Here is a 23,065-nt window from a genome sequence, read left to right on the forward strand (position 1 = left end):
GACGCGGACGGCCGAAGGACGGCCGTGGCTCGCGTGGAGAATCTGCCCAGAAGAAACGGAGTCGGTCATGCTCCCTCCCCGGATCGTCCGGCGGCTGATCTTCGCGCCGCTGGTGATCGTGCTGACCGTCGCCGTCATCCTCACTCTGCCCGTGTGGCTCGTCTTCGGCTTCATCGTGGGCCTGCGCCTGCCGCCGCCGCGCCGACGGGGCCTGCGGCTGGTCGTGTTCGCCGTGGTGTGGCTCGCGCTCGAGTCGGCGGCGCTGATCGCCAGCCTCGAACTGTGGGTCGCGTCGGGCTTCGGGGGGCGCCTGAGCGAGGCCAGCCACCAGGAACGTCACTACGCGCTGATCCGCTGGCTGCTGACGAACGTCTACGGCGCGGCGGTGGCGATCTTCCGGCTGTCGGTCACCATCGACGAGCCCGCGCTGACCGGCGAGGAGGTCGCCCGGAGGCTGACCCGGCCGATCATCGTCCTGTCGCGGCACGCCGGCCCCGGCGACTCGTTCCTGCTCGTCTACCACCTGCTGGCCCGCTACCAGCGGCGTCCGCGCATCGTGATGAAGGCGGCGCTGCAGTTCGACCCGTCGGTCGACGTGATGATCAACCGGCTGCCCAACGCGTTCGTGCCGAAGAAGATCGCCGAGAGCGGGATCGTGGCGGAGATCTCCCGCCTGGCCTCCGACATGGACGCCGACGACGCCCTCGTGATCTTTCCCGAGGGCGGCAACTTCACCCCGGCCCGCCGCTTCCGGGCGATCAGGCGGCTGCGCGAACGCGGCCTGCCCGCCGAGGCGGCCCGCGCCGAGCGCCTCGACCACCTGCTGCCGCCCCGCCCCAACGGCGCCATCGCGGCCATGACCGCCTGCCCCGAGGCCGACGTGATCTTCGTCGCGCACACCGGCCTCGACGACCTGATCACCCTCGGCGACGTGTGGCAGCACCTGCCGGAAGAGGCCCGCATCACGGCGAAGTGGTGGCGCTGGGCGGCCGAGGACGTGCCGAGGGAGCGCGAGGCCCAGATCTCCTGGCTGTTCGACCAGTGGACGGCCATCGACAAGTGGATCAGCGCCCAGAAGGAGAAGGACTCCTGAGGTTCAGTGATCTGACGGCGGTCGCCGCCGGTGGTGCCGCCGCGCCGTGGTGAGCAGGGCGATGCCCACCAGTAGCCCCACGGCCGCGACGGCCGCCGTCGCCGCGATCACGACCATGCGGGACCTCCCGGGGGGATGACCGGCTTCGCCGCGCCCGCGCCCTGGTCGATCAACTCCCTGAGCGCGCCGGTGTCCATGTGCTGTTCGACGAGGTCGCCGATGGCGTCGAGGCGCCGCTCGCGCAGCCCGGCGAAGTCGACGGCGCTCTCGACCGGCAGGCCGGCCTCGGCCAGGAACGCCCGGCGGAACCCGTCGTTCTCGAAGGCCCCGTGCCAGGTGGTGCCCCAGACGTCGCCCCGGCGGCACCCGTCGAGGAACGGTTCGGCACCCGGGGCGGGGGTGACGACGCCGTGGTGGATCTCATACGCGGCCACGCGGTGACCGTATGCCTCACCCGTCGGCCTGGCCAGCACTTTTTCCGGTGCGAACCGGACTGTGGCCGGGAGGAGGCCCAGCCCCGGCACCGTGCCCCGCCGGGATTCGACATCGTCGTGGATGGTCTCGGCGAGCATCTGGTAGCCGCCGCAGATCCCGACGATCGGGCCCCGTCTCCTGGCCAGCGCGTCGGCGATGCCCCGTTCCCTGAGCCAGGCGAGGTCGCTCACCGTGGCCCGCGACCCGGGCAGCACGACCAGGTCGGCGCTCCCGATCTCGCGGGGCGAGGTGACGAACCGGACGTTGACCCCCGGTTCGGCCGCCAGGGCGTCGATATCGGTGAAGTTGGAGATGCGCGGATATCTCACCACCACGACGTCGATGTGCCCGTCGCCGGTTTCCGGCCGGTTGTCCAGCGCGAGGGAGTCCTCGACGTCCATCCACAGCCCGTCGAGCCAGGGCAGCACCCCGTAGACCTCGCGGTGGGTCAGCCCGCGCAGCATGTCGAGCCCCGGTTCGAGCAGCTCGACCGCGCCCCGGAACTTGTTGATCACGAACCCGGAGATGAGCGCCTGGTCCTCGGGCTCCAGCAGCGCCAGGGTGCCGTAGAGGTGGGCGAACACCCCGCCCCGGTCGATGTCGCCCACCACGATCACCGGCAGGCCGGCCGCCCGCGCGAGCCCCATGTTCGCGATGTCGTTGGCCCGCAGGTTGATCTCCGCCGGGCTGCCCGCGCCCTCGCACACGACCACGTCGTACTCGGCCCGCAGCCGCGCCAGCGACTCCAGCGCGACCGACTTCAGGTGCCTCTTCAGATTCGGGTACGTCAGCGCGTCGACGTCGGCGAGCGGCCGGCCCTTCACCACGACCTGGCTGCGGCGGTCGCTGCCCGGCTTGAGCAGGACGGGGTTCATGTCGGCCGTCGGCTCGATCCCGCAGGCGGCGGCCTGGGTGGCCTGCGCCCGCCCGATCTCGGCGCCGTCGGCGGTGACGTAGGAGTTGAGCGACATGTTCTGCGCCTTGAACGGCGCGACCCGCACGCCCTGGCGGGCCAGCCAGCGGCAGATCCCGGTGGTGACGACGCTCTTCCCGGCGTCGGAGGTGGTCCCGGCGACCAGCAGCGCGCCCTTCATCGCCGCCTCGCCAGCACCGCGAGGGCCGCCGCCGCCCAGGCCACCCGCCTGGTCAGCGTCACGGCCCGGGAGATGTCCGCCTTCGTGGGCCGGGGGCCGTCTCCGAGCTCGGGGCGGTGCTCCAGGCGGCCGCCGTAGTCGTTGACGCCGCCCAGGGTCACGTTCAGGGCTCCGGCGAAGGCCGCTTCGCACTGGCCGGAATTGGGGCTGGGGTGGCGGGAGCCGTACCGGAAGACGGCTCTGAGAGTCGGCCGGACGCGACCGGAGCACAGCGCGGTGAGCAACCCCGTGAGACGGGCCGGAACGTAGTTGGCGGCGTCGTCGAGGCGGGCCGCCGCCCAGCCGAACCGCTCGTAGCGGGGCGAGCGGTGGCCGATCATCGCGTCGAGCGTGTTGATCGCCCGGTAGGCCAGCAGTCCGGGCACGCCCGCGACCGCGCCCCAGAAGAGGGGGGCGACGACGGCGTCGGAGGTGTTCTCGGCGAGCGACTCGACGGTCGCGCGGGCCAGTTCGTCCTCGCCCAGGCCGCTCGGATCGCGGCCGCACAGGTGCGGCAGCCGGCGGCGGGCGGCGGCGAGGTCGTCGTCGGCCAGGTGCCGCGCCATGGCGGCGCCCTCGCGGGCGAGCGTGGTGCCGCCGAGAACGGCCCAGGTGGCGGCCGCCGTGACCAGCGTCTTCCTGGGGAGCAGAGCTCCCAGGGCGGTCACCGAGCCGACGCAGACGGCGGTGAAGATCAGTCCTCGGGTACGGGAGTCGCGATAGACCCGCCGCTCCAGCCCACCTGCGGCGGTGCCGAACAGCGCCACCGGGTGCCCCCGCCGGGGATCACCGACCAGTGCGTCCAGTGCCACCCCGAGCGCGATCCCCCGCGCTTCCTCCCCCATCACGCACGCATTGTCTCCTATTGGAGGAAACGGTGCAGATCATCCTCATTCGCATCAAGCCACGCGGCGGCCCGCCGGATGCGCTGCCCGATGCCCGACTCCCACATGACCGCCCATCCGCCGCCGTCGGTCTCGGCCTTACGCTTCATGGCCACGTACGAGCGATCGAGACGCAACCGCGCGGTGGGCAGCAGCCGCAGCCTCTCGGCGGCGCTCAGCCCGTAGGCGTCGGCGAACACCCGGATGCGCCGCCCGGTGTCCAGATCGGGCCGGTCCCGGTCGACCGGATCGGCGATCGGCGCCCAATGACGCAGCGTGGTCACCACGTCGAACAGCCGCGACACCGGCCGCGCCATGTCGAAGTCGATCAGCGCCACCGGCAGCCCGTCGCGGAAGACGACGTTCTCGGGGGTGACGTCGCAGTGCCCCACGACCTCCGGCGCGGCGTCGTCGGCCGACCCCGTCTCCCAGACCGCGTCGGGCCTCGGCCGGAACCCCGCCACCGCGTCGTGGTAGCGCCGCTGCAACCGGGCCAGCTCGGCCAGCACGTCCTCACCGGCCGGAAAGGGCCGCCCCGGCACGTCGCCCGGCACGAAGGTCAGCACCTCCCGCCCCAGCTCGTCGATGCCCAGCACACGGGGCGCGCCGTCGAACCCGACGGCCTCCAGATGACGGAGCAGGGTGTGGACGGCGGGCGAGGTGGCCTTCAACGGGCGGCGGACCGTGTCACCGACCCGGACCACGCCTTCGGTGACGTCGCCGCCGGACAGCGGGACTTCGTCGGCCCGCGACACAACGAACATGCAGCTTGAGGGTAGCGGAAAGCGAGATACGGCGGCCGAAGGCCGTCGTATCTCGCGCTCGGAATCTGCCCTGATGACACGAGGCACTGGAAAAAACGGCGACGACCTGCTACGGAGCGTGACTACCGTCGGGTAGGCTCGCGGCAAGCAAGGGCTTGATCTTTTGAGTCACTGCTGAGCGAAGGGACCCGGACACGAAATGTCTCTCCCGTGAACGCCAGGTGGGTCGTGCCCACATCGAGCGCGGCCGCAGCCGCGGGGTCATTCGCGATGGCCCCGGAGGATTCCACCGGCCTGTTTCTCGCGGTCGCCCTCGGAGTGGCGGCCGTGCTCGCGATATTGCTGGTCGTCGAGGCGTCGGCCGCGACGTTCTCCGAGAAGCACAGCGCCAGGGCCCTGAAGGTGCTGGCCTTGCTGTTCGGCCGGGAGGAACCGGCCGACGAGCCCGAGGAGGAATCGTCGGCTTAGCGAAGATGCGCGCGCCCTGAGGGATTCGAACCCCCGACCGGTGGATTAGAAGTCCACTGCTCTATCCGGCTGAGCTAAGGGCGCTCAGTGCCTCATTCTGCATGATCCCCGGACTGGTTTCACAACGCAAAATGTCGGCGTCGGTCGATAGCGTAGAGGAGCTACTCCTCCGCTCCCCGTAGGGGGCGGTTTCTCCCGCCCGCCCGCTCCCGATCTCCCCGTCCGGAGGATCTGATGGACTCTCAGCTCATCGGGCGCGACCATCCCGCGGGGGTGCTGCGCGCCGAGATCGGCCGGGCCCTCGACAGCCACGGCGGTCTGGTGCTGGTCACCGGCGAGGCCGGGATCGGCAAGACCACGCTGGTCACCGGCGGGGTCGAGGAGGCCAGGCGGGCGGGCGCCCTCGTGCTCGGGGGGTCGTGCTGGCAGTCGGGCGGCGCGCCCGGCTACTGGCCGTGGGTGCAGGTCATCCGGGCGCTGCGCCGGGCCGGCGAGTGGTCGTCGGTGGGGGCCGAGGCCGCCGACGTGCTGGCCATCCTGCTGGGCGAGCGGCCGGGCGGCGGCAAAGAGGTGCTCGACGGGTTCCGGCTCTACGACGCGGTGACGACGGCGCTGGTGTCGGTGGCGCAGAGCCGTCCGGTCGTGGTGGTGCTCGACGATCTCCACTGGGCCGACACGGCGTCGCTGCGGCTGCTGGAGTTCGCCGCGCAGCACACCTGGTTCGAGCGGCTGCTGCTGCTCGGCACCTACCGCGACGTCGAGGCCGAGGCGCCCGACCATCCGCTGGCGCCGCTGATCATGCCGCTGGTGGCGAAGGCGACCTGCATCTCGCTGACCGGGCTGGAGCGCGACGAGGTCGGCGCACTGATGGCCCGCACCGCCGGGCGGGTGCCCGAACCGGCGCTGGTCGACGAGGTCCACCGGAGAACCGGCGGCAACCCGTTCTTCGTCGAGCAGACCACCCGGCTCTGGCAGGGCGGCGGGTCGGTGACGGCGATCGCGCCGGGGGTGCGCGACGCGCTGCAGAGACGCGTCTCGCTGCTGCCGCCGCAGGTGGCCGGTCTGCTGACCGACGCGTCGGTGCTGGGGCGGGAGTTCCACCGCGACGTGCTGGCGGCGCTGGCCGGGCTGCCGCCCGCCCGCGTCGACGGGCTTCTCGGGCAGGCCGTGGCCTCGCGGCTGGTCGTCCAGCTGCCCGAGGGGCGGCTGGCGTTCGCCCACGATCTCGTCCGCGAGACGCTTTACGAGTCGCTCGGTGAGGGCGCGGCCGGGCGGCACGCCCGGGTGATCACGGTCCTCGACGCCGATCCGGCGCTGAGGGCCCACCTCCTGCCGGCCGACCAGGCCCGCCACGCCTATCAGGCGGGCCGCGAGCTGCCGCCGGCCGTCGCGGTCGAGCGGCTGCTGTCGGCGGCCGGCGAGGCCCACGGGCGGATGGCCATCGACGAGTCGATCGGCCATCTGCGGCGGGCCGCCGACCGGGGCGAGGGCCTCGAACCGCGCCGCCGGGCGCTGATCGCGATGGAGCTGAGCTCCTGCCTGTTCCACCTCGACGACGTCGACGAGACCCGCGCCACGCTCGAATCTGCCTGGACCTTCGCCCAGCAGACGGGCGACGCCGACGTGCTGGCCCGGGTGGCGATCAGCTACTACCGGATCGACGGGCCCGGCATGATCGGCGGGTTCGCCGGTGGCCGCAGCGCCGAGGTCGTCCAGGTCGCCTATCAGGCCCTGCTCGGCGGCCCGCCGACCACGCCCGACGCGATGGCCGACCAGCTCGCCGTCCACATCGCGGCGGTCGCCCGCGCGGGCGACGACCACGAGGCGCTGACCTTCGGCCTGGCCGCCCGCCACGACGTGCTGTTCGGGCTGGGCACGGCCGCCGAGCGCATCGAGCTGACCAGCGAGATGGAGACGGTCGCCCGGCGCGCCTCCGACACCGACACCGCGCACTTCGCCGCCTCGCTGCGCTGGGTGGCGCTGCTGGAGGCGGGCGATCCCGCCTACCTCAACCAGTTCAGCGAGTCGACCGCCTTCGCCCTGCGGGTCGGCGGCGAACGAATGATCTTCTCCGCCCGCGTCGACCAGTCGATCATCATGACCCTGGCCGGCCGGTTCGCCGAGGCCGAGGAGTTCCTGCGCGGCGCGATGGAGGTGATCGCCGAGGAGAGCCGCCACTCGTTCTCCTTCATGAGCGACCACGTCCTGTGGGCGGCGCTGCTGCACCAGGGCCGGTTCGCCGAGATCCCGGCGGTGCTGAAGCGCCTGGAGTCGTCGGGGCACGCCCAGGTCGACCTGCTGACGGGCATCACCGCCCTGCAGGCCGGCGACCTCGCCACCGCGCTGAGCGTGCTGCCCGACGACGGGGTCGAGGCCTATCCCCGCAGCTTCGCCCCGCTCGGGCTGCGGTTCATCGCCCACGCGGCGGCCGAGTCGGCCGACGCCGAGCTGACGGCGTGGGCGGCCGAGACGCTGACCCCTCATTCGGGCGGCTGGCTGGTCAGCATCGGCGGCTGCGACATCGCCGGTCCGGTCGACCACTGGCTCGGCGTGCTGGCCGCCTCGCGCGGCCGGTGGGACGAGGCGATCGGCCGCCTCACCACCGCCCGCGCCTCCGCCGTGGCGTTCCAGGCCCGGCCGTGGGTCGTGGAGGCCAACGTCGAGCTCGGCCGGGCGCTGCTGGCCGCCGGCGAGCCGCTGCGCGGCCGGGTGGCGCTCGACGAGGCGGCGGCCGAGGCGGCCGAACTCGGCATGCGCCACATCGGCCGGAAGATCGAGGCGATCAGGCCCGGCCGGGCGGCCGCTCCCGCGAAGCCTCCCCGGCTCGCGCCCACCTTCCGCCGCGACGGCGACGTCTGGGAACTGGCCTACGACGACCTGGTGGTCCGCATGCCCGACGCCAAGGGCCTGCGCGACCTCCATCTCCTCCTGGGGGCGCCGGGCACCGACATCCCGGCGGTCCGGCTGCTCAACCCCGAAGGGGGCCGCGAGGCGGTCGCGGCCCGCAGCTTCGGCGGCGACGCCGTCCTCGACGACGAGGCCAAGGCCCGCTACCGCCGCCACCTGGCCCGGCTCGACGAGGAGATCGACCGGGCGGCCGGGCTCGGCGACGACGAACGGGCCGCCGCCCTCGACCGGGAGCGGCAGGCCCTGCTCGACGAACTGCGCGCCGCCGCCGGGCTGGCCGGGCGCGACCGGCGGCTGGGCGACGAGGCCGAGCGGGCCCGCAAGACGGTGACCGCCCGCATCCGCGACACCCTGCGCAAGCTCGGCGAACGCCATCCGTCTCTCGCCTCCCATCTGCGTGAGTCGATCAGCACCGGTTCGTCGTGCGGCTACCGGCCCGGGTCGCCGGTCCGCTGGCGGCTCTGAACGGTCGGGTTACTTGCGGTTGTAGGCCCGCATCGTCAGCGGCCCGAAGATGGCCAGCAGCGCCGCCGTGGCGACGAACACCCAGGTGAGCTCGCCCATGTCGGGGTTGCCCGACATCAGCGACCGGACCGCCGCCACCAGCCGGGTGATCGGGTTGACCTCGACGAACGCCTGCAGCCAGCCGGGCATGGTCGACGGGTCGACGAAGATGTTGCTCAGGAAGGTCAGCGGGAACAGCACGAGCATGCTGACCCCCATGACCGACTTCTCACTGCGCAGGTAGAGCCCGCACATCGTCCAGATCCACGAGAAGGCGAACGAGAAGACGACCAGCAGCCCGATGCCGGCCGCCACGCCCATCACGCCGCCGCCCGGCCGGAACCCCAGGATCAACCCGACCGCGGTGATCACCAGCGACGCCAGCACATAACGCAGCACGTCACCCAGCAGGTTGCCCACCAAGGCCGCGGGCCGCCAGATCGGCAGCGACTTGAACCGGTCGAACACGCCCTTGGCGATGTCGATGTTCACCGCCAGCCCGCTGTACATGGTGGTCATCACGACGCTCTGCACCATGATCCCGGGCAGCAGGAACTGCAGGTACTCCCCGGTCGAACCGGCCAATGCCCCGCCGAACAGGTAGGTGAACATCAGCGTCATCATGATCGGGAAAGCCGTCACGTCGAACAGCTGCTCCGGCACGTGCTTGATCTTCAGGACGGCCCGCCACCCGAAGGTCAGCGACGCCGACAGCGCGCTCGGCCGGGCCGGCCGCTCCCGGGGGTCGAGAACCGCGCCGATGGTCTCGGCGGCGGGGACGTAGACCGGCTCGGCCGTCTCGGTCGCGGTGGTGGCGGTCATGCCGCGGTCTCCTTCTCGGTGGCGGGGTGGTCGGTGAGGGCGAGGAAGACCTCGTCGAGGGAGGGCTGGCCGAGGGAGAAGTCGTCGATGACGATCCCGGCGACGGCCAGTTCGGACAGCGCGCGGGCGGCGTCTTCGGCCGCGCCGTGCTCGGTGCCGTGGCCGGGCACCCGGATGACGACCCGGCGGGGGTCGGGATCGGGGGTCGCCGTGGCGCCCAGGGCGGCCGACAGCAGCTTCTCGGCGTCGGCCCGCTGGGCGGGGTCGCGCAGCCGCACGTGGACGGTGCCCGCGCCGACCGACGACTTGAGCTCGCCCGGAGTCCCTTCGGCGATCAGCTTCCCGTGGTCGATCACGCCGATCCGGGAGGCGAGCTGGTCGGCCTCGTCGAGGTACTGCGTGGTCAGCAGGACCGTCGTCCCGTAGGAGACGACGGCCCTGACGATGTCCCACACCTGGTTGCGGCTGCGCGGGTCGAGGCCCGTCGTGGGTTCGTCGAGGAAGAGCAGCCGGGGCGTGTTCAGCAGCGTCGCCGAGATGTCGAGGCGCCGCCGCATGCCGCCGGAGTAGTTCTTGACCTGCCGCTCGGCCGCGGCGGTGAGGCCGAAGGCCTCCAGGAGCTCGTCGGCGCGGGCGCGGGCCGCCGGTTTGCGGAAGCCCAGCAGGCGGCCGATGAGGACGAGGTTCTCACGGCCGGTCATGTCTTCGTCGAGGGAGGCGTACTGGCCGGTGAGGCCCACCAGGGAGCGTACGGCGTCGGCCTCGGCGACCACGTCGCGGCCGAAGACGCGGGCGGTGCCGCCGTCGGGGCGCAGCAGCGTGGCCAGCATGCGGACGGCGGTGGTCTTGCCGGCGCCGTTGGGGCCGAGCACGCCGAACACGGCGCCGGCCGGGACCGTCAGGTCGAGCCCGTCGACGGCGCGGTTGTCGCCGAAGACCTTGACGAGACCGTTCGTCTCGATCGCGGTTTCTGTCATGCCCTCTAGGCGCGAGACCGCGTGCTAGATCGGATCTAGCGGCCCGCGAGATACGGTCGGAGCGGAGATCAACGGGAGGAAGAGATGGCTGACGTCTTCGACGTGATCGTTATGGGCGCTGGGCCGGTCGGTGAGAACGTGGTCGACCGGGCCGTACGCGGCGGCCTGTCGGTGGCCGTGATCGAGGCCGAGCTCGCCGGCGGCGAGTGCTCATATTGGGCGTGCGTGCCGAGTAAGGCCCTGCTGCGCCCCGTCGACCTGGCCGGAGAGGTCGAGCGGGCGCCGGGCCTGACGGTCGAGCCGATCGACGTGCCGGCGGTGCTGGCGCGGCGTGACTGGGCGGTGAACGACTACAGCGACAGCGGCCAGGCGCGCTGGCTGGAGTCGCTGCCGTCGACGTACATCAGGGGCCGGGCCCGGCTCGCCGGGGAGCGCAAGGTCGACGTCGGCGGCCGGGTGCTGACCGCGCGGCACGCGGTCGTGGTGGCGACGGGCAGCCTGGCGGCCATCCCGCCGATCCCCGGGCTGGCCGAGGCCAAGCCCTGGACGAACCGCGAGGCCACCGGCGTGAAGAAGGTGCCGGGCCGGCTGATCGTGCTGGGCGGCGGCGTGGTGGCGTGCGAGATGTCGCAGGCGCTGCACGCGCTGGGCGCGACCGAGACGACCATGGTCGTGCGCGGCCACCGCCTGCTCGAGCGGTGCGACGGCTTCGCCGCCACGATGGTCGCCGACGCGCTGGTGGCCCGGGGCATCGACATCCGCTTCGGCACCCGGATCGAGCGGGTGGAGCGGACCGGCGGCGAGGTCGTGGCCCACCTGTCCGACGGCACGACGCTGACCGCCGACGAGATCCTCGTCGCCGCCGGGCGCACGATCGGCGCCGACATCGGCCTGGAGACCGTCGGCCTGCCGGACGCCCGCCCGATCGAGGTCGACGACAGCATGCGCTCGGTCGCCCACGACTGGCTCTACGCGGTCGGCGACGCCAACGGCCGGGCGCTCCTCACCCACATGGGCAAGTACCAGGCCCGGCTGTGCGGCGACGTGATCGCGGCCCGCGCCAACCGCCGCCCCGACGACCTGCCGTCGATGCGCGACCAGGCCGACCGCTACGGCCCGCCCCAGGTCATCTTCACCGACCCGCAGGTGGCCGCGGTCGGCCTCACCGAGGAGGCGGCGCGGGAGCGGGGGCTCAACGTCCGTTCCGTCGAGTACGACATGAGCGGCATCACCGGCGCCTACCTGTCGGCCGAGAACTACATCGGACGCGCGAAGGCCGTGGTCGACGAAGACCGCAAGGTGCTGCTCGGCGTGACCTTCGCCGGCCCGGCGGTGGCCGACATGCTCCACTCCGCCACCATCGCGATCACCGCCGAGGTGCCGCTCGACAAGCTCTGGCACGCCGTGCCGTCGTTCCCGACGGTGAGCGAGGTGTGGCTGCGCCTGCTGGAGACCTACGGCCTCTAGTCACGTCTGGTAGGCGGAGTCCCTGACGTCGGTGATCGCCATGTGCCCCGGCGCGTGACCGATCGCGAACGGGATCCCGGCCGCCATCACCGCGGCCTGCGGGGTGACCCCGCAGGCCCAGAACACCGGCACCTCCCCCGGCCGGACCTCGACGGGGTCGCCGAAGTCGGGCACGTCGAGGTCGTCGATCCCCAGCCCCGCCGGGTCTCCGATGTGGACGGGCGCCCCGTGCACCTCCGGATAGCGCGCGGAGACGCGGACCGCGTCGGCGACCCGCCCGGCCGGGATCGGCCGCATCGACACCACCAGCGGCCCCGACAGCCGCCCGGCCGGCCGGCACGGCACCGAGGTGCGGTACATGGGGACGTTCCCGCCCGTCTCCAGATGCCTGACCGGGATGTCCTCCCTGACCAGGGCGTCTTCGAAGGTGAAGCTGCATCCGATCAGGAACGGCACCAGATCGTCGCGCCAGAACCGGGTCACGTCGGTCACCTCGGCGACGGGGGCGCCGTTCTCGTACACGACATAGCCCGGCAGATCGGTCCGAAGGTCACCCGCGAAGATCGGCAGGCTGGTGGCCCCAGGATCTCCGACGTCGAGGACCGGACAGGGCTTGGGATTGCGCTGCGCGAAGAGCAGCATGTCGTATGCGAGGTCCGCGGGCACGGCGAGCAGGTTGGCCTGGGCGTACCCGGGACACCACCCTGCGGTGGGCGTCTTCAGCCCGGCCCGGAACCTGCTCCGGGCCTCGTGAGGGGTCATACGGGAACGTCCTCCGGAATAGTTGAAACCTCAACCAAGTTGTGGGTGCATAGTCGTGCGAACCTGGCTCGAAACAGGAAGGAGCCCCCTGATGCCCGCCGTAACCGTGGACAACCCGCTCACCCTCCCCCGGCTGCCCGAGCCCATGGCGGCCGTGCACGAGCGCAAGGTCCTGACCGTCGCCACCGCGCCCACCGGCTTCGAGGGCGAGGGGTTCCCGGTCAGAAGAGCGCTGGCTACGATCAAGCCAAAGTATCTCGATCCGTTCATCATGATGGACCAGATGGGCGAGGTGGATTACGCGCCGGGCGAGCCGAAGGGCACGCCGTGGCATCCGCACCGGGGCTTCGAGACGGTGACGTACATCATCGACGGCGTCTTCGACCACACCGACTCCCACGGCGGCGGCGGAACGATCACCAACGGCGACACGCAGTGGATGACGGCCGGATCCGGCCTGCTCCACAAGGAGGCGCCGCCGGAGTGGCTGGTCCAGAAGGGCGGCCTGTTCCACGGCATCCAGCTCTGGGTGAACCTGCCGTCCAAGTCGAAGATGCTCGCACCGAAATATCAGGACATCGGGCGATCCAACGTGGTCCTGCTGAGCAGCCACGACGGCGGCGCGCTGGTCCGCGTGATCGCCGGCGACGTGGCCGGGCACCTGGGCCCGGGAGCCACCCACACGCCCATCACGCTCATCCACGCGAGCATCACACCCGGGGCGCGGCTGTCGATCCCGTGGCGGTCCGACTTCAACGCGCTCGCGTACGTGCTGTCCGGCCGGGGGACCGCCGGGAGCGACGGCCAGCCTCTTGAGATGGGGCAACTGGCCGTGTACGAGGGATTCGGCGCGACCCAGGCCGAGACGATCACCCTGACGGCGGCGAAGACGCAGGACACGCGGTCGCCGAACCTGGAAGTGATCATCCTGGGCGGCAAGCCGATCGGCGAGCCGGTGGCCCACTACGGGCCGTTCGTGATGAACACGAAGGCGGAACTGCAGCAGGCGTTCGAGGACTTCCAGGCAGGACGCCTGGGGACCATCCCGGCGGGACACCACTGACCCTGCGAACGCAGAGAACGGCCAGGTCCCAGACTTGGCCGTTCTTCGTATTTGGCCGATCGACTTTCCCGGCGGGCAGGGTGTATCGGGGACGCGCGGAATTTCGTCCACGAAAGACCTGGAAAACGGGTGGATCTCGGCGAGCTGTGCGCCAAACTCGCCGAGATCCGCGACGATCCCGTCCACCCGCCGGGTGGCGGGACGGTATACCTGTTCCCGTTTGGTTCTGGTGCCGTCGGCGCGGGAACTGACCGTGGGACCGACCAGTTCCCGAGCCTCCGACGATCAATCGCGAACGCGCCGACTTCCCTTCAGCCGGTGGCCGGCTGAGGGACGGCGGAACTCGCCGGTCCGGTCGAACTCCTCGTCGCGGCGCGGGCCGTCGAGAAGGTCGGTCCACTGCATGGTGAGCCGGGTAGTACGCATGTCAATATCCCCCGATAAAACGCTGTTTTGCGTGAGTTAGTTGTATTCGGCATCGCTTGCAGCTCGCTTGCCGCCCGACTGATCAGCAGGTCGAAGCCATATATTTCATCTTCTGTCTATTGAAAGCAGACAAACAGTTCGCTTCGGTGGTGTCCCATGAGTGAAATGGTGGGCGCGGGCGTGAGCCGCCCGGTCGTCGTCGATGCGACCGTGGTCCGCGACGCGGCGGGAGAGCTGGCCCGCGAGGGCAACCGGGTGCCGGACATCGTCGCCCTCGACGCGCGCCGGTGGATCGTCTGCTGGCGTTCGGGCGTACCCGACCCCCACGACCGCACCCCCACCGACCAGGGCGCCATCAAGTTCGCCGTCACCGGCGACGGCGGCGCCACCTGGAAGAAGGGCACCCTCGCGGCGGCGACCGCCACCCACCGCTACCACTACGCGATGCTCTTCGCCGAGGGCTCCTTCGTGTACGCCCTCCTCGGCCGGATCACCGTCGCCGAGGACCGCGAGGAATCCGACGTCGATGGATTCCCCGTCCACCTGACCCTGAAGCGCTCCCCCGACGGCGGCACGACCTGGGTCGACCAGCCGATCACGGTCGACGTCCCGCCCAACACCCGAGGCGTCGTGGTGGCCGGCAAACCGGTCAAGGTCGGAGACGTGTGGACGGTCCCGTTCTGGCGTCAGGGCGCCGGGGCCTCCCAAGCGGCGATGCTCCGCTCGACCGACCTGAAGACGTGGAAGGCGGGCGCGCTGGCGGCCAACCCGCCCGGCATCGGCGTCGAGGAACCCCAGATCGCCCTGCGCCGCGACGGCACGCTGGTGATGGTGACCCGGGCGCTCGTCCGCCGCGCCCGGCCGGAGGACCGCGAGCCCCACTACCGCGTCTCGGCCGCCCACTGCGCGACCACCACGAGCACCGACGGCGGCCTGACCTGGGCGCCGATGCGGCTCCACCCCGACCTGCCGAACTACTACGTGAAGACCTTCTACATGATCGACTCAGCCGGCCGGGAGATCGCCCTCTACAACACCTTCGCCGGCCCCATCAGGGAACCCCGCCCCGACCGCTTCCGCGAGGTCCTCCACTACAAGGTCGCCAACCCGGGCGAACCCTGGCAACCCGGCCGCCTGTTCGCCGACGGCCCCCGCCTGACGAAGACGACCGCGCGCGGCTGGGACGTCTACCCGAGCGCCGCCGAGATCTCCCCCGGCGTCCTCGCCGTGGTCTGGGAGCACAACCAGATCGAGATCAAGGTCGCCCGCCTGACCCTGAACACCCCCCTGCCCAAGGACCTGGCCCCCGGCCGCTGGGCTCTGGACGCGGGCGCGACCGTCGGCTCCGACGGCGGCCTGCGCCTCCGCTCGACGACGGCCAGGGCGGTCGGGGCCAGGAAGGCGATCGCCGAGATGTGCGACTTCACGGTGGAGTTCCAGGGCCAGGTCGTGGACGACAGCGCGCTCGACCCCGCGACCGGCCAGGGCGTCTGCCTGGGGACGAAGGTGTGCAACGGGGCGAGGCGGCTCATGCTGACGGTGCAGAAGGGCGGCGTCTGGACCATGCGGAAGGGATCGACGACCTGGGAACGCGTCTTCGCGACGTCGCCCGCGCCTGCGGTGTGGAAGGTCGTGACCGACAGCGCGGGCGTGGCCCGCCTGTTCCGCGACGGCGCCGACACCGGCGTGACATGGGTGATCCAGGACAGCGGCGAGGCCGCCCAACTGAGCCACTGGGTGATGGGCACGCGCGGGGGGAACGCGGCGGAGGCGCACATCGCGTGGACCCGCCTGACCCCGACGATCGAAGAGAACCCGGCCTGAGGACGAGCACGGGGCGCCGAATTCGAACCGCGGGCCGGACGGGAAAGACATCCCTGCTTTTCACAAACGTCTATTTCAGGCGAGACCTAGCGTCAATCGACGATTCTCCAGATCGATGTCACATAACCGGACCCGGAGGTCCTGACCTTCGGCTGGGCGTGAGCCGTCCGGAAACTCCCCGGTGGGCACGAGACCCTCGACGCCCGGTGCCAGCTCGACGAACACCCCCGGTGGAGTGATCAACGTCACGGGCCCGGTGAACACTTCACCCAGCCGCGTCCGGGCGAACTCGATCAGAGGATCCTCCTGCACCGCCTTCAACGACACGGAGACCCTCAGACGGACGGGATCGACGTCCAGGACCATCACCAGGACGTCCTGTCCGACCCGGACGAGATCCTCGAAACGCTCGAAGCGCAGCCAGGACGCATTCGCCGCTGACACCATCCCGTCCACACCGCCGATGTCCACGAAGATGCCGAACCGCGTGATGGCGGACACCACGCCACGGCGAACCTGCCCGTTCTGGAATCCCCGCACCTTGTCGCGCACGTCCCGGACAGACCTGTCCGCCTCCGTCGAGCGGGGGCCAGGCTCCAGCTCACCCGTATCCGCATCCACCATGATCAGCCGAGGGTAGGGGATCTGTTCCTGCCAACCGTCGCCGAGCGACGCTGGGTGACCGCGTTGACGTGGATGTGCGGGGCCCAGGCGGCCGGCCGTCGAATGTCCGGCCGGCCGTGGCCGCGTTGACGACCCTCCGCAATAAAAACTCAGCGCGGTACCGCGCGCGACAGCACCAGGGCGAAGTCGTCGTCAGGGTCGGTGTACCACCGCTCCACCTCGAACCCCGCCATCGCCAGTTCCCGGGTCAGCCCCGATCGGCGGAACTTGGCGCTGATCTCGGTGCGCATCTCCTCGCCCTCGGCGAACATCACCGTCAGGTCGAGCGCCCGGACGTGGACGACCATGTCCTTGGTCGCGCGCAGGCGCATCTCGATCCAGTCGTTGTCGGTGTCGTAGATCGCCACGTGGGCGAAGTCGGCCGGGACGAAGTCGGCGTCGAGACGCCGGTTGATCACGCGCAGCACGTTGCGGTTGAACGCCGCCGTGACCCCGGCCGAGTCGTCGTAGGCCGCGATCAGCCGGGAGGTGTCTTTCACCAGGTCGGCGCCGAGCAGGAAGGTCTCGCCGTCGGTCAGGGTCGAGCGGAGCTCCTTGAAGAAGACCTCGCGGGCCGGTGGCTCCAGGTTGCCGATCGTGCCGCCGAGGAAGGCGACCATCCGGCCTTGCCGTTGCGGCAGCTGCGACAGGTGGTTCTCGAAGTCGGCGCAGACGCCGACCACCTCGAAGCGCTCCGACAGGCGGTCGGCCGCGGCCTTCAGGGTCACCGAGTCGACGTCGACCGGCATGTAGGTGCGCAGGGTCCCGGCCGAGGCCAGGGCGTCGAGGAGCAGTTCGGTCTTCTCCGAGGTGCCGGAGCCGAGTTCTACCAGGGTCGCCGCGCCGCTGACCGTGGCGATCTCGCGGGCGTGGGCCTTGAGGATGGCCAGTTCGCGCCGGGTCGGGTAGTACTCGGGCAGGCGGGTGATCTTGGTGAAGAGTTCGCTTCCGCAGGCGTCGTAGAACCACTTGGGTGGCAGCCATTTCGGCGCCGCCGTGAGGCCGGCGCGGACGTCGTGCTCCAGCGCCTGCCGCAGGTAGTCAGCGTCGATCAGGTTCACAGGTCCCTCCAGTCGATTCCGTCGGGCGTGACGATCACGAGCGTCCGGTCGGGCACGCTGACCCAGCCGTCGTCGCGGTCGTCGAGCGGCTCGCTGGCCACCAGCACCCCCTCGGGGAGTGACCGCACGAAGAGCGTGTCTCCCCACGTGGTGGCCGCGATCGTCTGGCCGTCGGTGGCGAGGAGGTTGACCCTCGCCTCCGCGTCGGCGCCCCCGGCGGCCATGGTGACCTCGGCGATGGCGTCGCCGAGGCTCCAGCCGAGCCGGCCGAGCGCGAACACCCCGGCGGCGAGCTTGGCCGAGTCGCAGGTGCTCTCGGCCTCGTGAGCCTTCAGGCCGGTCAGCGCCTCGCCGGGGACGCGGCCGTTGTGGCTGAACAGCCACTTGCCCTCCATGAAGGGGGCGGTGGCGGTCTCCTCGATCGGCATGCCGACCGTGGCGGAGCGGACCGCCGCGATCAGGCAGCCGGAGATCGCCGAGGCGGCCAGGCCTTCGAGGTTGGCGTCTGCCCACATCGGGATGGATCGGCGATAGCGGATGACGCGGTCGTGGGCGTACCAGCCCATGCCGAAACCATCGGCGTTGACGGTGCCCCAGCGCTGGCGTCTCGGTACGTAGGACTGTTTCAGCAGGCCGTGGTCGGGCTGCTGGATCAGGGACGACAGCGGGCGGGGTTCGCCGAGCCAGGCGGCGTGGCGGCACATCAGCGGGCCTCCCCCGGCGAAGCGTCGCGGGCGCAGCGGAAACCGGCGAAGATCTGGCGGCGCTGCGGATAGTCCCAGTTGCGGAAGGTCGCGCGCACGGCCGCCGGGTCGGCCGCCCACGAGCCGCCGCGCAGCACGCGGTAGTCGGGCCCGAAGAAGACCTCGCTGTATTCGCGGTAGGGGAACGCGCGGAAGCCCGGGTAGGGCTGGAACGTCGACGACGTCCATTCCCAGACGTCGCCGATCATCTGCTCGACGCCGTAGGCGCTCGCCCCGGCCGGGTAGGCGCCCACGGGCGCCGGTCGGGCGGCGCGGTGGCCGAGGTTGGTCAGGCCGGGGGCCGGCGGCTCCTCGCCCCACGGGTAGCGGCGGGCATGGCCTGCCGCGGGATCCCAGGCGCAGGCCTTCTCCCATTCGGCCTCGGTCGGCAGCCGCTTGCCCGCCCAGCGGGCGTAGGCGTCGGCTTCGTACCAGCTGACGTGCTGGACCGGCTCGTTCGGCGGGATCAGCTCGGCCCGGCCGAAGCGGGTGCGCCACCAGCTGCCGCCGTCGTCGCGGGTCCAGAACAACGGGGCCTGGAGGCCCAGCCGGAAGCCCTCGGGGTGCCACCAGCGCGGGTCGCGGTAGCCGCCGTCTTCGACGAAGGCCAGGTAGTCGCCGTTGCTGACGGGCACGCGGTCGATCCAGAACGCGGCCACGTCGACGGTGTGGGCGGGGCGTTCGTTGTCGTAGGCCCACGGGTTGACGTCGGTGCCCATGGTGAAGGGGCCGCCAGGAACGAACACCTCACCCGCCACCGGCCGCCCGGCGGGCAGGTCGCCGTCGCTGACGAGGCCGGGCTCGCGGGACAGCTGGAGCGTGGCCAGCATGGTCTCGTCGTGCTGGTGTTCGTGCTGGATGACCAGCCCGAACACGAAACCGCCGGACTTGAGCGGGTTCGGGTCGTCGAAGTCGACCTTGTCGAGGACGTCGAGCACGCGGCCACGTACACCCTCGATGTATTTGCGGGCCTCCGCCGGGCCCAGCATGGGCAGCGACGGACGGTCGCGGCGCGGGGTCTTGAACGCGTCGTATATGTCGTCGATCTCGGGCCGCAGCGGCGTGATGCCGCCGACCTCGCGCAGCACCCAGAGCTCCTCGTAGTTGCCGACGTGGGCGAGGTCCCAGACCAGTGGCGACATCAGCGGGGAGTGCTGGCGGACGAGGAGGTGGTCGTCGGCGTCGGTGTAGCTGAGCGATCGGTCGCGCACAGCCAGGAGCTGCGCGGCGATCTGTTCCTTCATCGCGTCTCCAAGAGGAGGTCGGCGGCCGGGGACCGGCCGGGTTCGACGAACCGCACGGCGTAGTCGGTGACCTGGTCGATCAGGCTCGGTGGCGCGCCCCAGCGCGGCAGCACGGCGGCGGCGGCCCGGAAGGCCGTGACGGCGGCCTGCCGGAAGGCGGGGGCGGCGAGACCGCACCGGGCGGCCTCGGACCACTGCCCGGCGACGGCCAGCGCGTCTCGCGCCGCAGCGGCGGCCGCCTCGTCGTCGACGATCAGGGCGTAGGACACGGCGACCGCGACCGGCCAGGCGACGGGCCCGAGGGCGTCGAGGTAGCGGATCTCCATGAACCCGCGCGGCCGGACGGGCGGAAAGAGCGTGGTGGCGTGGTAGGCGAGGTCGTCGTGGGTCGGCGGCCGCCCGGCGGTGAGCCGGAAGTCACGGAAACGCGGCCCTCGGGCCGTCTGGCGGTAGGACCCGTCGGGATCTTTGACGCCCATCAGGCGCGCGGTCTGGAGATAGGCCGCCCAGTCGGCGGGCGGATGCCCCCGGCCGGGCGTCGACGGGGAGCCCGAGCCGTTCCACGCGGCGAGCGGTTTCGGCGCTTGCGCCACGTCGGCGACCGGAGCCGTGCGCGACGGGTCGAGGGCCAGCCAGACCGCCTGCCGGCCCGACAGCCACGAGCCGAACCACGGCACCGGCCCCGGCGAGTTGGCGAACGCCGCCACCAGCGCCGGCCCGAACAGGTGAGACCGGCGCCACCGGGTGAACGGGTCGGCGCCGAAGTCGAGGTTGACCTGGATCGACGCGGTCGAGCACATCATCAACGCGCCGTAGGGCTCCCCCAGGCAGGCCGCCATGGCGTCGTAGCGCGGGGTGTGGAGCTGGCGCAGCGGGCGCCGGTGGCCGTCGAGCCCCGACCGGCCGAGGGTGAGGCCGGCGGCGGCGAGCGCGGAACGTACCTGATCGACGTCTTCCTGGAGCGCGGCCACGGCCGATGGGAGGGCGCCCGGTGGGGCGGACAGTTCGACCTGACCCCCGGGTTCGAAAGTGATCACGCTCTTGCCGGGGAGGGTCAGCCCGGCGAGGGCGCCGGTGGTCCGCGCGATGGGGACGGTCAGCGCCGGGTCGGACACATCGTGGACGAGGAACTCCAGCTCGACTCCGACCTGATCGCCGGGGCTCCCGGTGAAACAGCCTTCCGCGTATGCCAGCACATCGGCCATGAACACTCAGATCCGCGACCGGCCCCGGCGTTACACCTCACTCCGGCTTTTCTGAACTCGCTTCGCGGAAGGCCGTGAGCAGGTGGGATCGCGTCTGCGGGGACAGGCCGGGGGCGGGGAGCTCACCGAGGGCGGTGATCGCGGCGGTGAACTGGCCGTAGTAGCCGGTGCAGCCGGAGCAGCGGGCCATGTGGTCGAGGAAGAGGGGACGGGAGGAGTCGTCGAGCGCGTCGTCGAGATAGGCGGTCACGAGTTCGGCGAACTCGTCGCAGTTCATGGCCCTCCTTTCCCGTCGTAATAGGCGGCCAGGTGGTCGCGGACGGCCGCCCTGGCACGGTGGAGCAGCACCCGCTGGTTGGCCGGAGAGATCGACAGGATCTCGCAGACCTCGTCGGAGCCGTAGCCCTCCATGTCGCGCAGCGTGATCACGGCGCGCTGCCGGGACGGGAGGGTGCCCACCGCCTTGTCGATCAGTTCCCTGACCTCGCCGGCCAGCGCCGCCCCCTCGGGACCGCCCTCGGCCCGTTCGGGCGGGACGCCGTCGGGCCGCTCGCCGCCCACGCTGCTCACAGGGATCGTACGGCTCTCCCGCTCTCCCCGTCTCCGCGCGGTGTTCACCAGGATGCGGTAGACCCACGTGCGCAGCGACGAGCGGCCCTCGAAGGTGCCGACGGCCCGGATCACGGCGAGCCACGTGTCCTGTACGACCTCCTCGGCCGACGCCGCCGTCGACACGTATGACCTGGCGAGCCGCAGCATTCCCCGTGACCATTCGTCGAGGAGCAGCGCGAAGACCTCTTCGTCACCACTTTGCAGCCCGGCCACGATCACCGGATCGGGCGGAAAATCGGTCACCCCACCGAGCCTAACGACGCCCTCCGACATTCCCGCGACCCTCCAGTGAACGCCCGATGCCCGAGATGTCCCCCCTGCCCGGCATCTCCCCCTGTCCACCTAATCACCCTCTGTGAGCGATCTTTTCGGCAGGGTGTCGAAGCAACCTAACCGACGCATGCGAACTCCCGTTGACGTCGTGTGAATTCCGATGGCGACCCTCGCCCGGACCTGGCTACCCAACGTGACCACAGGGATGAACGGAGAGCGAACACGACGTTGCCACCTGTGGATATCCGGCTGCCGAACGCGGTTTTCCACAGGCCGGTTCCCGCGTCGTTTGGGCCGGGGCGGGGGCGGTAGGTTCTTGAACCGTGACTTTCATCGAATCCGGTGCTCACGGTGTGGGGCTCGCGACCGTCACCCCCGACGGCACGGTCCTCGACGTCTGGTTCCCCAACCCCGCCCTCGGCGACCCCGGCGAGCCGGGAGTCCGGCGCCTGGCCGCGGTCGAGGTGGGCGACCTGGCGAGCCTGGTCAGGGAAGACCCTGAGCGGCGTGTCGAGGTCGTGGCCGTCTCGGTCGGGATCGGCAAGCTGTCCGACCCGCCGGCCGACACCTATGACGTCTACCTGCGCCTCCACCTGCTGTCCCACCGTCTGGTCCAGCCCCACCAGGCCAACCTCGACGGCGTCTTCGGCCTGCTGGCCAACGTCGTGTGGACCAACTACGGCCCCTGCCAGGTCGAGGGCTTCGAGAACGTCCGCGCCCGGCTGCGGGCCCGCGGGCCGGTGACCGTCTACTCGGTCGACAAGTTCCCCCGCATGGTCGACTACGTGCTGCCGACCGGCGTGCGCGTCGGCGACGCCGACCGGGTCCGGCTCGGCGCCCACCTGGCGACCGGCACGACCGTCATGCACGAGGGCTTCGTCAACTTCAACGCGGGCACCCTGGGCGCCTCGATGGTCGAGGGCCGCATCTCGGCCGGCGTCGTCGTGGGCGACGGCTCCGACGTCGGCGGCGGCGCGTCGATCATGGGCACCCTGTCGGGCGGCGGCAAGGAGATCATCCAGGTCGGACAGCGCTGCCTCATCGGCGCCCAGGCCGGCATCGGCATCTCCCTGGGCGACGACTGCGTCGTGGAGGCGGGCCTCTACGTCACCGCGGGCACCAAGGTGACCCTGCCCGACGGCACCGTCGTCAAGGCCAAGGAACTGTCGGGTCAGAACGGCCTGCTGTTCCTGCGCGACTCGGTGACCGGCGCGGTCGTCGCCAAGGCCCGCACGGGCGGCAAGGTCGAACTCAACGCGGCCCTCCACGCCAACGACTAGCCCGAAGGGCGGCGCCTCTTCGGCGCCGCCCCCGGCTCGTCGACTGCGGTCTTCCGCATGCCCGCGGCCGCACCCACCGGGCCGCTCAAGTTGCCATCCCGCCCTCGCCCCCCCGAAGATCGCCTCATGCGATGGATCGGCTGGCTTGCGGCCGCGGTGCTGCTCCTCGGCGGGCTGGTGGTGGCGTTCTACCACAACCCCTACGGCTGGGACGGCCACAGCGAGCTGACCTGCGGCGGGGCCTTCTCCTTCCCGGCGGCCTACAGCGGCGAGCTCAACCCCGCCTGCCCCGGGCGGCTGTGGGAGATGCGGTTCGGCTCCGTCGCCCTGATCGTGGCCGGTGCGTCCATCGCCTGGGTGACCCGCATCCTGGGCAACCGGGGAGCGCCCCCGGCCGGACGCCTCTGAGGGTCAGG

22 protein-coding genes and 1 tRNA gene are annotated in these 23,065 nt (G+C 71.4%); 8 read left to right on the forward strand and 15 right to left on the reverse strand.

Annotated elements, in window-relative coordinates:
• Positions 1–67 precede the first annotated feature (67 nt).
• Positions 68–1,093 (forward strand): 1-acyl-sn-glycerol-3-phosphate acyltransferase, encoded by a 1,026-nt coding sequence (locus FDA94_RS17845; protein ID WP_137248203.1) that lies wholly within the window; start codon positions 68–70, stop codon positions 1,091–1,093.
• 107 nt (positions 1,094–1,200) lie between these two features.
• Here the strand turns inward: FDA94_RS17845 and FDA94_RS17850 are convergent, their stop codons facing one another.
• From FDA94_RS17850 to FDA94_RS17860, 3 genes are read right to left on the reverse strand one after another with little or no spacing between them, the layout of a single operon-like run.
• On the reverse strand, positions 1,201–2,661 hold the full coding sequence (locus tag FDA94_RS17850) for a cobyric acid synthase (protein ID WP_137248204.1): 1,461 nt from the start codon (positions 2,659–2,661) through the stop codon (positions 1,201–1,203).
• Positions 2,658–3,545 carry a cobalamin biosynthesis protein gene (locus FDA94_RS17855; RefSeq protein ID WP_137248205.1) on the reverse strand — a complete coding sequence of 296 codons (888 nt, stop codon included), beginning with the start codon at positions 3,543–3,545 and terminating at the stop codon, positions 2,658–2,660. The genes FDA94_RS17850 and FDA94_RS17855 overlap by 4 nt, the downstream gene beginning before the upstream one ends.
• A 17-nt stretch (positions 3,546–3,562) precedes the next feature.
• On the reverse strand, positions 3,563–4,348 hold the full coding sequence (locus FDA94_RS17860; protein ID WP_137248206.1) for a phosphotransferase: 786 nt from the start codon (positions 4,346–4,348) through the stop codon (positions 3,563–3,565).
• 270 nt (positions 4,349–4,618) lie between these two features.
• Between FDA94_RS17860 and FDA94_RS17865 the strand changes: the two genes are divergently transcribed.
• The gene (locus FDA94_RS17865) at positions 4,619–4,816 is read left to right on the forward strand and encodes a hypothetical protein (RefSeq protein WP_030456723.1); all 198 of its coding nucleotides are present in this window, start codon (positions 4,619–4,621) and stop codon (positions 4,814–4,816) included.
• 10 nt (positions 4,817–4,826) lie between these two features.
• Here the strand turns inward: FDA94_RS17865 and FDA94_RS17870 are convergent.
• Positions 4,827–4,900, reverse strand: a tRNA-Arg gene (locus tag FDA94_RS17870).
• Between the two features lie 150 nt (positions 4,901–5,050).
• On the opposite strand from FDA94_RS17870, the gene FDA94_RS17875 reads away from it, so the two are divergent.
• Positions 5,051–8,188, forward strand: a complete 3,138-nt coding sequence (locus FDA94_RS17875) for an ATP-binding protein (protein WP_137248207.1) — start codon at positions 5,051–5,053, stop codon at positions 8,186–8,188.
• 9 nt (positions 8,189–8,197) lie between these two features.
• Here FDA94_RS17875 and FDA94_RS17880 read toward each other — a convergent pair whose 3' ends face one another.
• On the reverse strand, positions 8,198–9,049 hold the full coding sequence (locus tag FDA94_RS17880) for an ABC transporter permease (RefSeq protein WP_137248208.1): 852 nt from the start codon (positions 9,047–9,049) through the stop codon (positions 8,198–8,200).
• Positions 9,046–10,026 (reverse strand): ATP-binding cassette domain-containing protein, encoded by a 981-nt coding sequence (locus FDA94_RS17885; RefSeq protein ID WP_137248209.1) that lies wholly within the window; start codon positions 10,024–10,026, stop codon positions 9,046–9,048. Before FDA94_RS17885 ends, FDA94_RS17880 begins: the two co-directional genes overlap by 4 nt.
• 84 nt (positions 10,027–10,110) lie before the next feature.
• Here FDA94_RS17885 and FDA94_RS17890 point away from each other — a divergent pair, with 84 nt between their 5' ends.
• Positions 10,111–11,493: a dihydrolipoyl dehydrogenase family protein gene (locus tag FDA94_RS17890; protein WP_137248210.1), complete on the forward strand. Its 1,383-nt coding sequence runs from the start codon at positions 10,111–10,113 to the stop codon at positions 11,491–11,493.
• On the opposite strand, the gene FDA94_RS17895 is transcribed toward FDA94_RS17890, so the two are convergent.
• Positions 11,494–12,255: a putative hydro-lyase gene (locus tag FDA94_RS17895; protein WP_137248211.1), complete on the reverse strand. Its 762-nt coding sequence runs from the start codon at positions 12,253–12,255 to the stop codon at positions 11,494–11,496.
• Positions 12,256–12,346: 91 nt separating this feature from the next.
• Here FDA94_RS17895 and FDA94_RS17900 point away from each other — a divergent pair, with 91 nt between their 5' ends.
• Positions 12,347–13,318 carry a pirin family protein gene (locus FDA94_RS17900; protein WP_137248212.1) on the forward strand — a complete coding sequence of 324 codons (972 nt, stop codon included), beginning with the start codon at positions 12,347–12,349 and terminating at the stop codon, positions 13,316–13,318.
• A 285-nt stretch (positions 13,319–13,603) separates the two neighbouring features.
• On the opposite strand, the gene FDA94_RS39260 is transcribed toward FDA94_RS17900, so the two are convergent.
• Positions 13,604–13,744, reverse strand: coding sequence for a hypothetical protein (locus FDA94_RS39260; protein WP_170990997.1), 141 nt, complete (start codon positions 13,742–13,744; stop codon positions 13,604–13,606).
• A 156-nt stretch (positions 13,745–13,900) separates the two neighbouring features.
• Here FDA94_RS39260 and FDA94_RS17905 point away from each other — a divergent pair, with 156 nt between their 5' ends.
• Positions 13,901–15,568, forward strand: coding sequence for a sialidase family protein (locus tag FDA94_RS17905; protein WP_137248213.1), 1,668 nt, complete (start codon positions 13,901–13,903; stop codon positions 15,566–15,568).
• 75 nt (positions 15,569–15,643) lie between these two features.
• Here FDA94_RS17905 and FDA94_RS17910 read toward each other — a convergent pair whose 3' ends face one another.
• From FDA94_RS17910 to FDA94_RS17940, 7 genes are all read right to left on the reverse strand, one after another.
• Positions 15,644–16,120 (reverse strand): S1 RNA-binding domain-containing protein, encoded by a 477-nt coding sequence (locus FDA94_RS17910; RefSeq protein ID WP_170990998.1) that lies wholly within the window; start codon positions 16,118–16,120, stop codon positions 15,644–15,646.
• 221 nt (positions 16,121–16,341) lie between these two features.
• Complete coding sequence (gene egtD, locus FDA94_RS17915) at positions 16,342–17,292, reverse strand: L-histidine N(alpha)-methyltransferase (RefSeq protein WP_246060004.1); 951 nt, start codon at positions 17,290–17,292, stop codon at positions 16,342–16,344.
• On the reverse strand, positions 17,289–17,996 hold the full coding sequence (gene egtC, locus FDA94_RS17920; protein ID WP_137248215.1) for an ergothioneine biosynthesis protein EgtC: 708 nt from the start codon (positions 17,994–17,996) through the stop codon (positions 17,289–17,291). The genes egtD and egtC overlap by 4 nt, the downstream gene beginning before the upstream one ends.
• Complete coding sequence (gene egtB / locus FDA94_RS17925; protein WP_137248216.1) at positions 17,996–19,279, reverse strand: ergothioneine biosynthesis protein EgtB; 1,284 nt, start codon at positions 19,277–19,279, stop codon at positions 17,996–17,998. Before egtB ends, egtC begins: the two co-directional genes overlap by 1 nt.
• A complete protein-coding gene (locus FDA94_RS17930) occupies positions 19,276–20,484 on the reverse strand; it encodes a glutamate-cysteine ligase family protein (RefSeq protein WP_137248217.1) in 1,209 nt (402 codons plus the stop codon). Before FDA94_RS17930 ends, egtB begins: the two co-directional genes overlap by 4 nt.
• A gap of 37 nt (positions 20,485–20,521) precedes the next feature.
• Positions 20,522–20,761, reverse strand: a complete 240-nt coding sequence (locus FDA94_RS17935; protein ID WP_137248218.1) for an anti-sigma factor family protein — start codon at positions 20,759–20,761, stop codon at positions 20,522–20,524.
• Positions 20,758–21,339: an RNA polymerase sigma factor gene (locus FDA94_RS17940; protein WP_246060005.1), complete on the reverse strand. Its 582-nt coding sequence runs from the start codon at positions 21,337–21,339 to the stop codon at positions 20,758–20,760. The genes FDA94_RS17935 and FDA94_RS17940 overlap by 4 nt, the downstream gene beginning before the upstream one ends.
• A 353-nt stretch (positions 21,340–21,692) precedes the next feature.
• Between FDA94_RS17940 and dapD the strand changes: the two genes are divergently transcribed.
• Both dapD and FDA94_RS17950 read left to right on the forward strand, forming a co-directional pair.
• Positions 21,693–22,649, forward strand: coding sequence for a 2,3,4,5-tetrahydropyridine-2,6-dicarboxylate N-succinyltransferase (dapD, locus tag FDA94_RS17945; protein WP_246060007.1), 957 nt, complete (start codon positions 21,693–21,695; stop codon positions 22,647–22,649).
• Between the two features lie 126 nt (positions 22,650–22,775).
• Positions 22,776–23,057 (forward strand): hypothetical protein, encoded by a 282-nt coding sequence (locus FDA94_RS17950; RefSeq protein WP_137248220.1) that lies wholly within the window; start codon positions 22,776–22,778, stop codon positions 23,055–23,057.
• Positions 23,058–23,065: the final 8 nt, after the last annotated feature.

Source organism: Herbidospora galbida, from assembly GCF_005233835.1.
Lineage (GTDB): Bacteria > Actinomycetota > Actinomycetes > Streptosporangiales > Streptosporangiaceae > Herbidospora > Herbidospora galbida.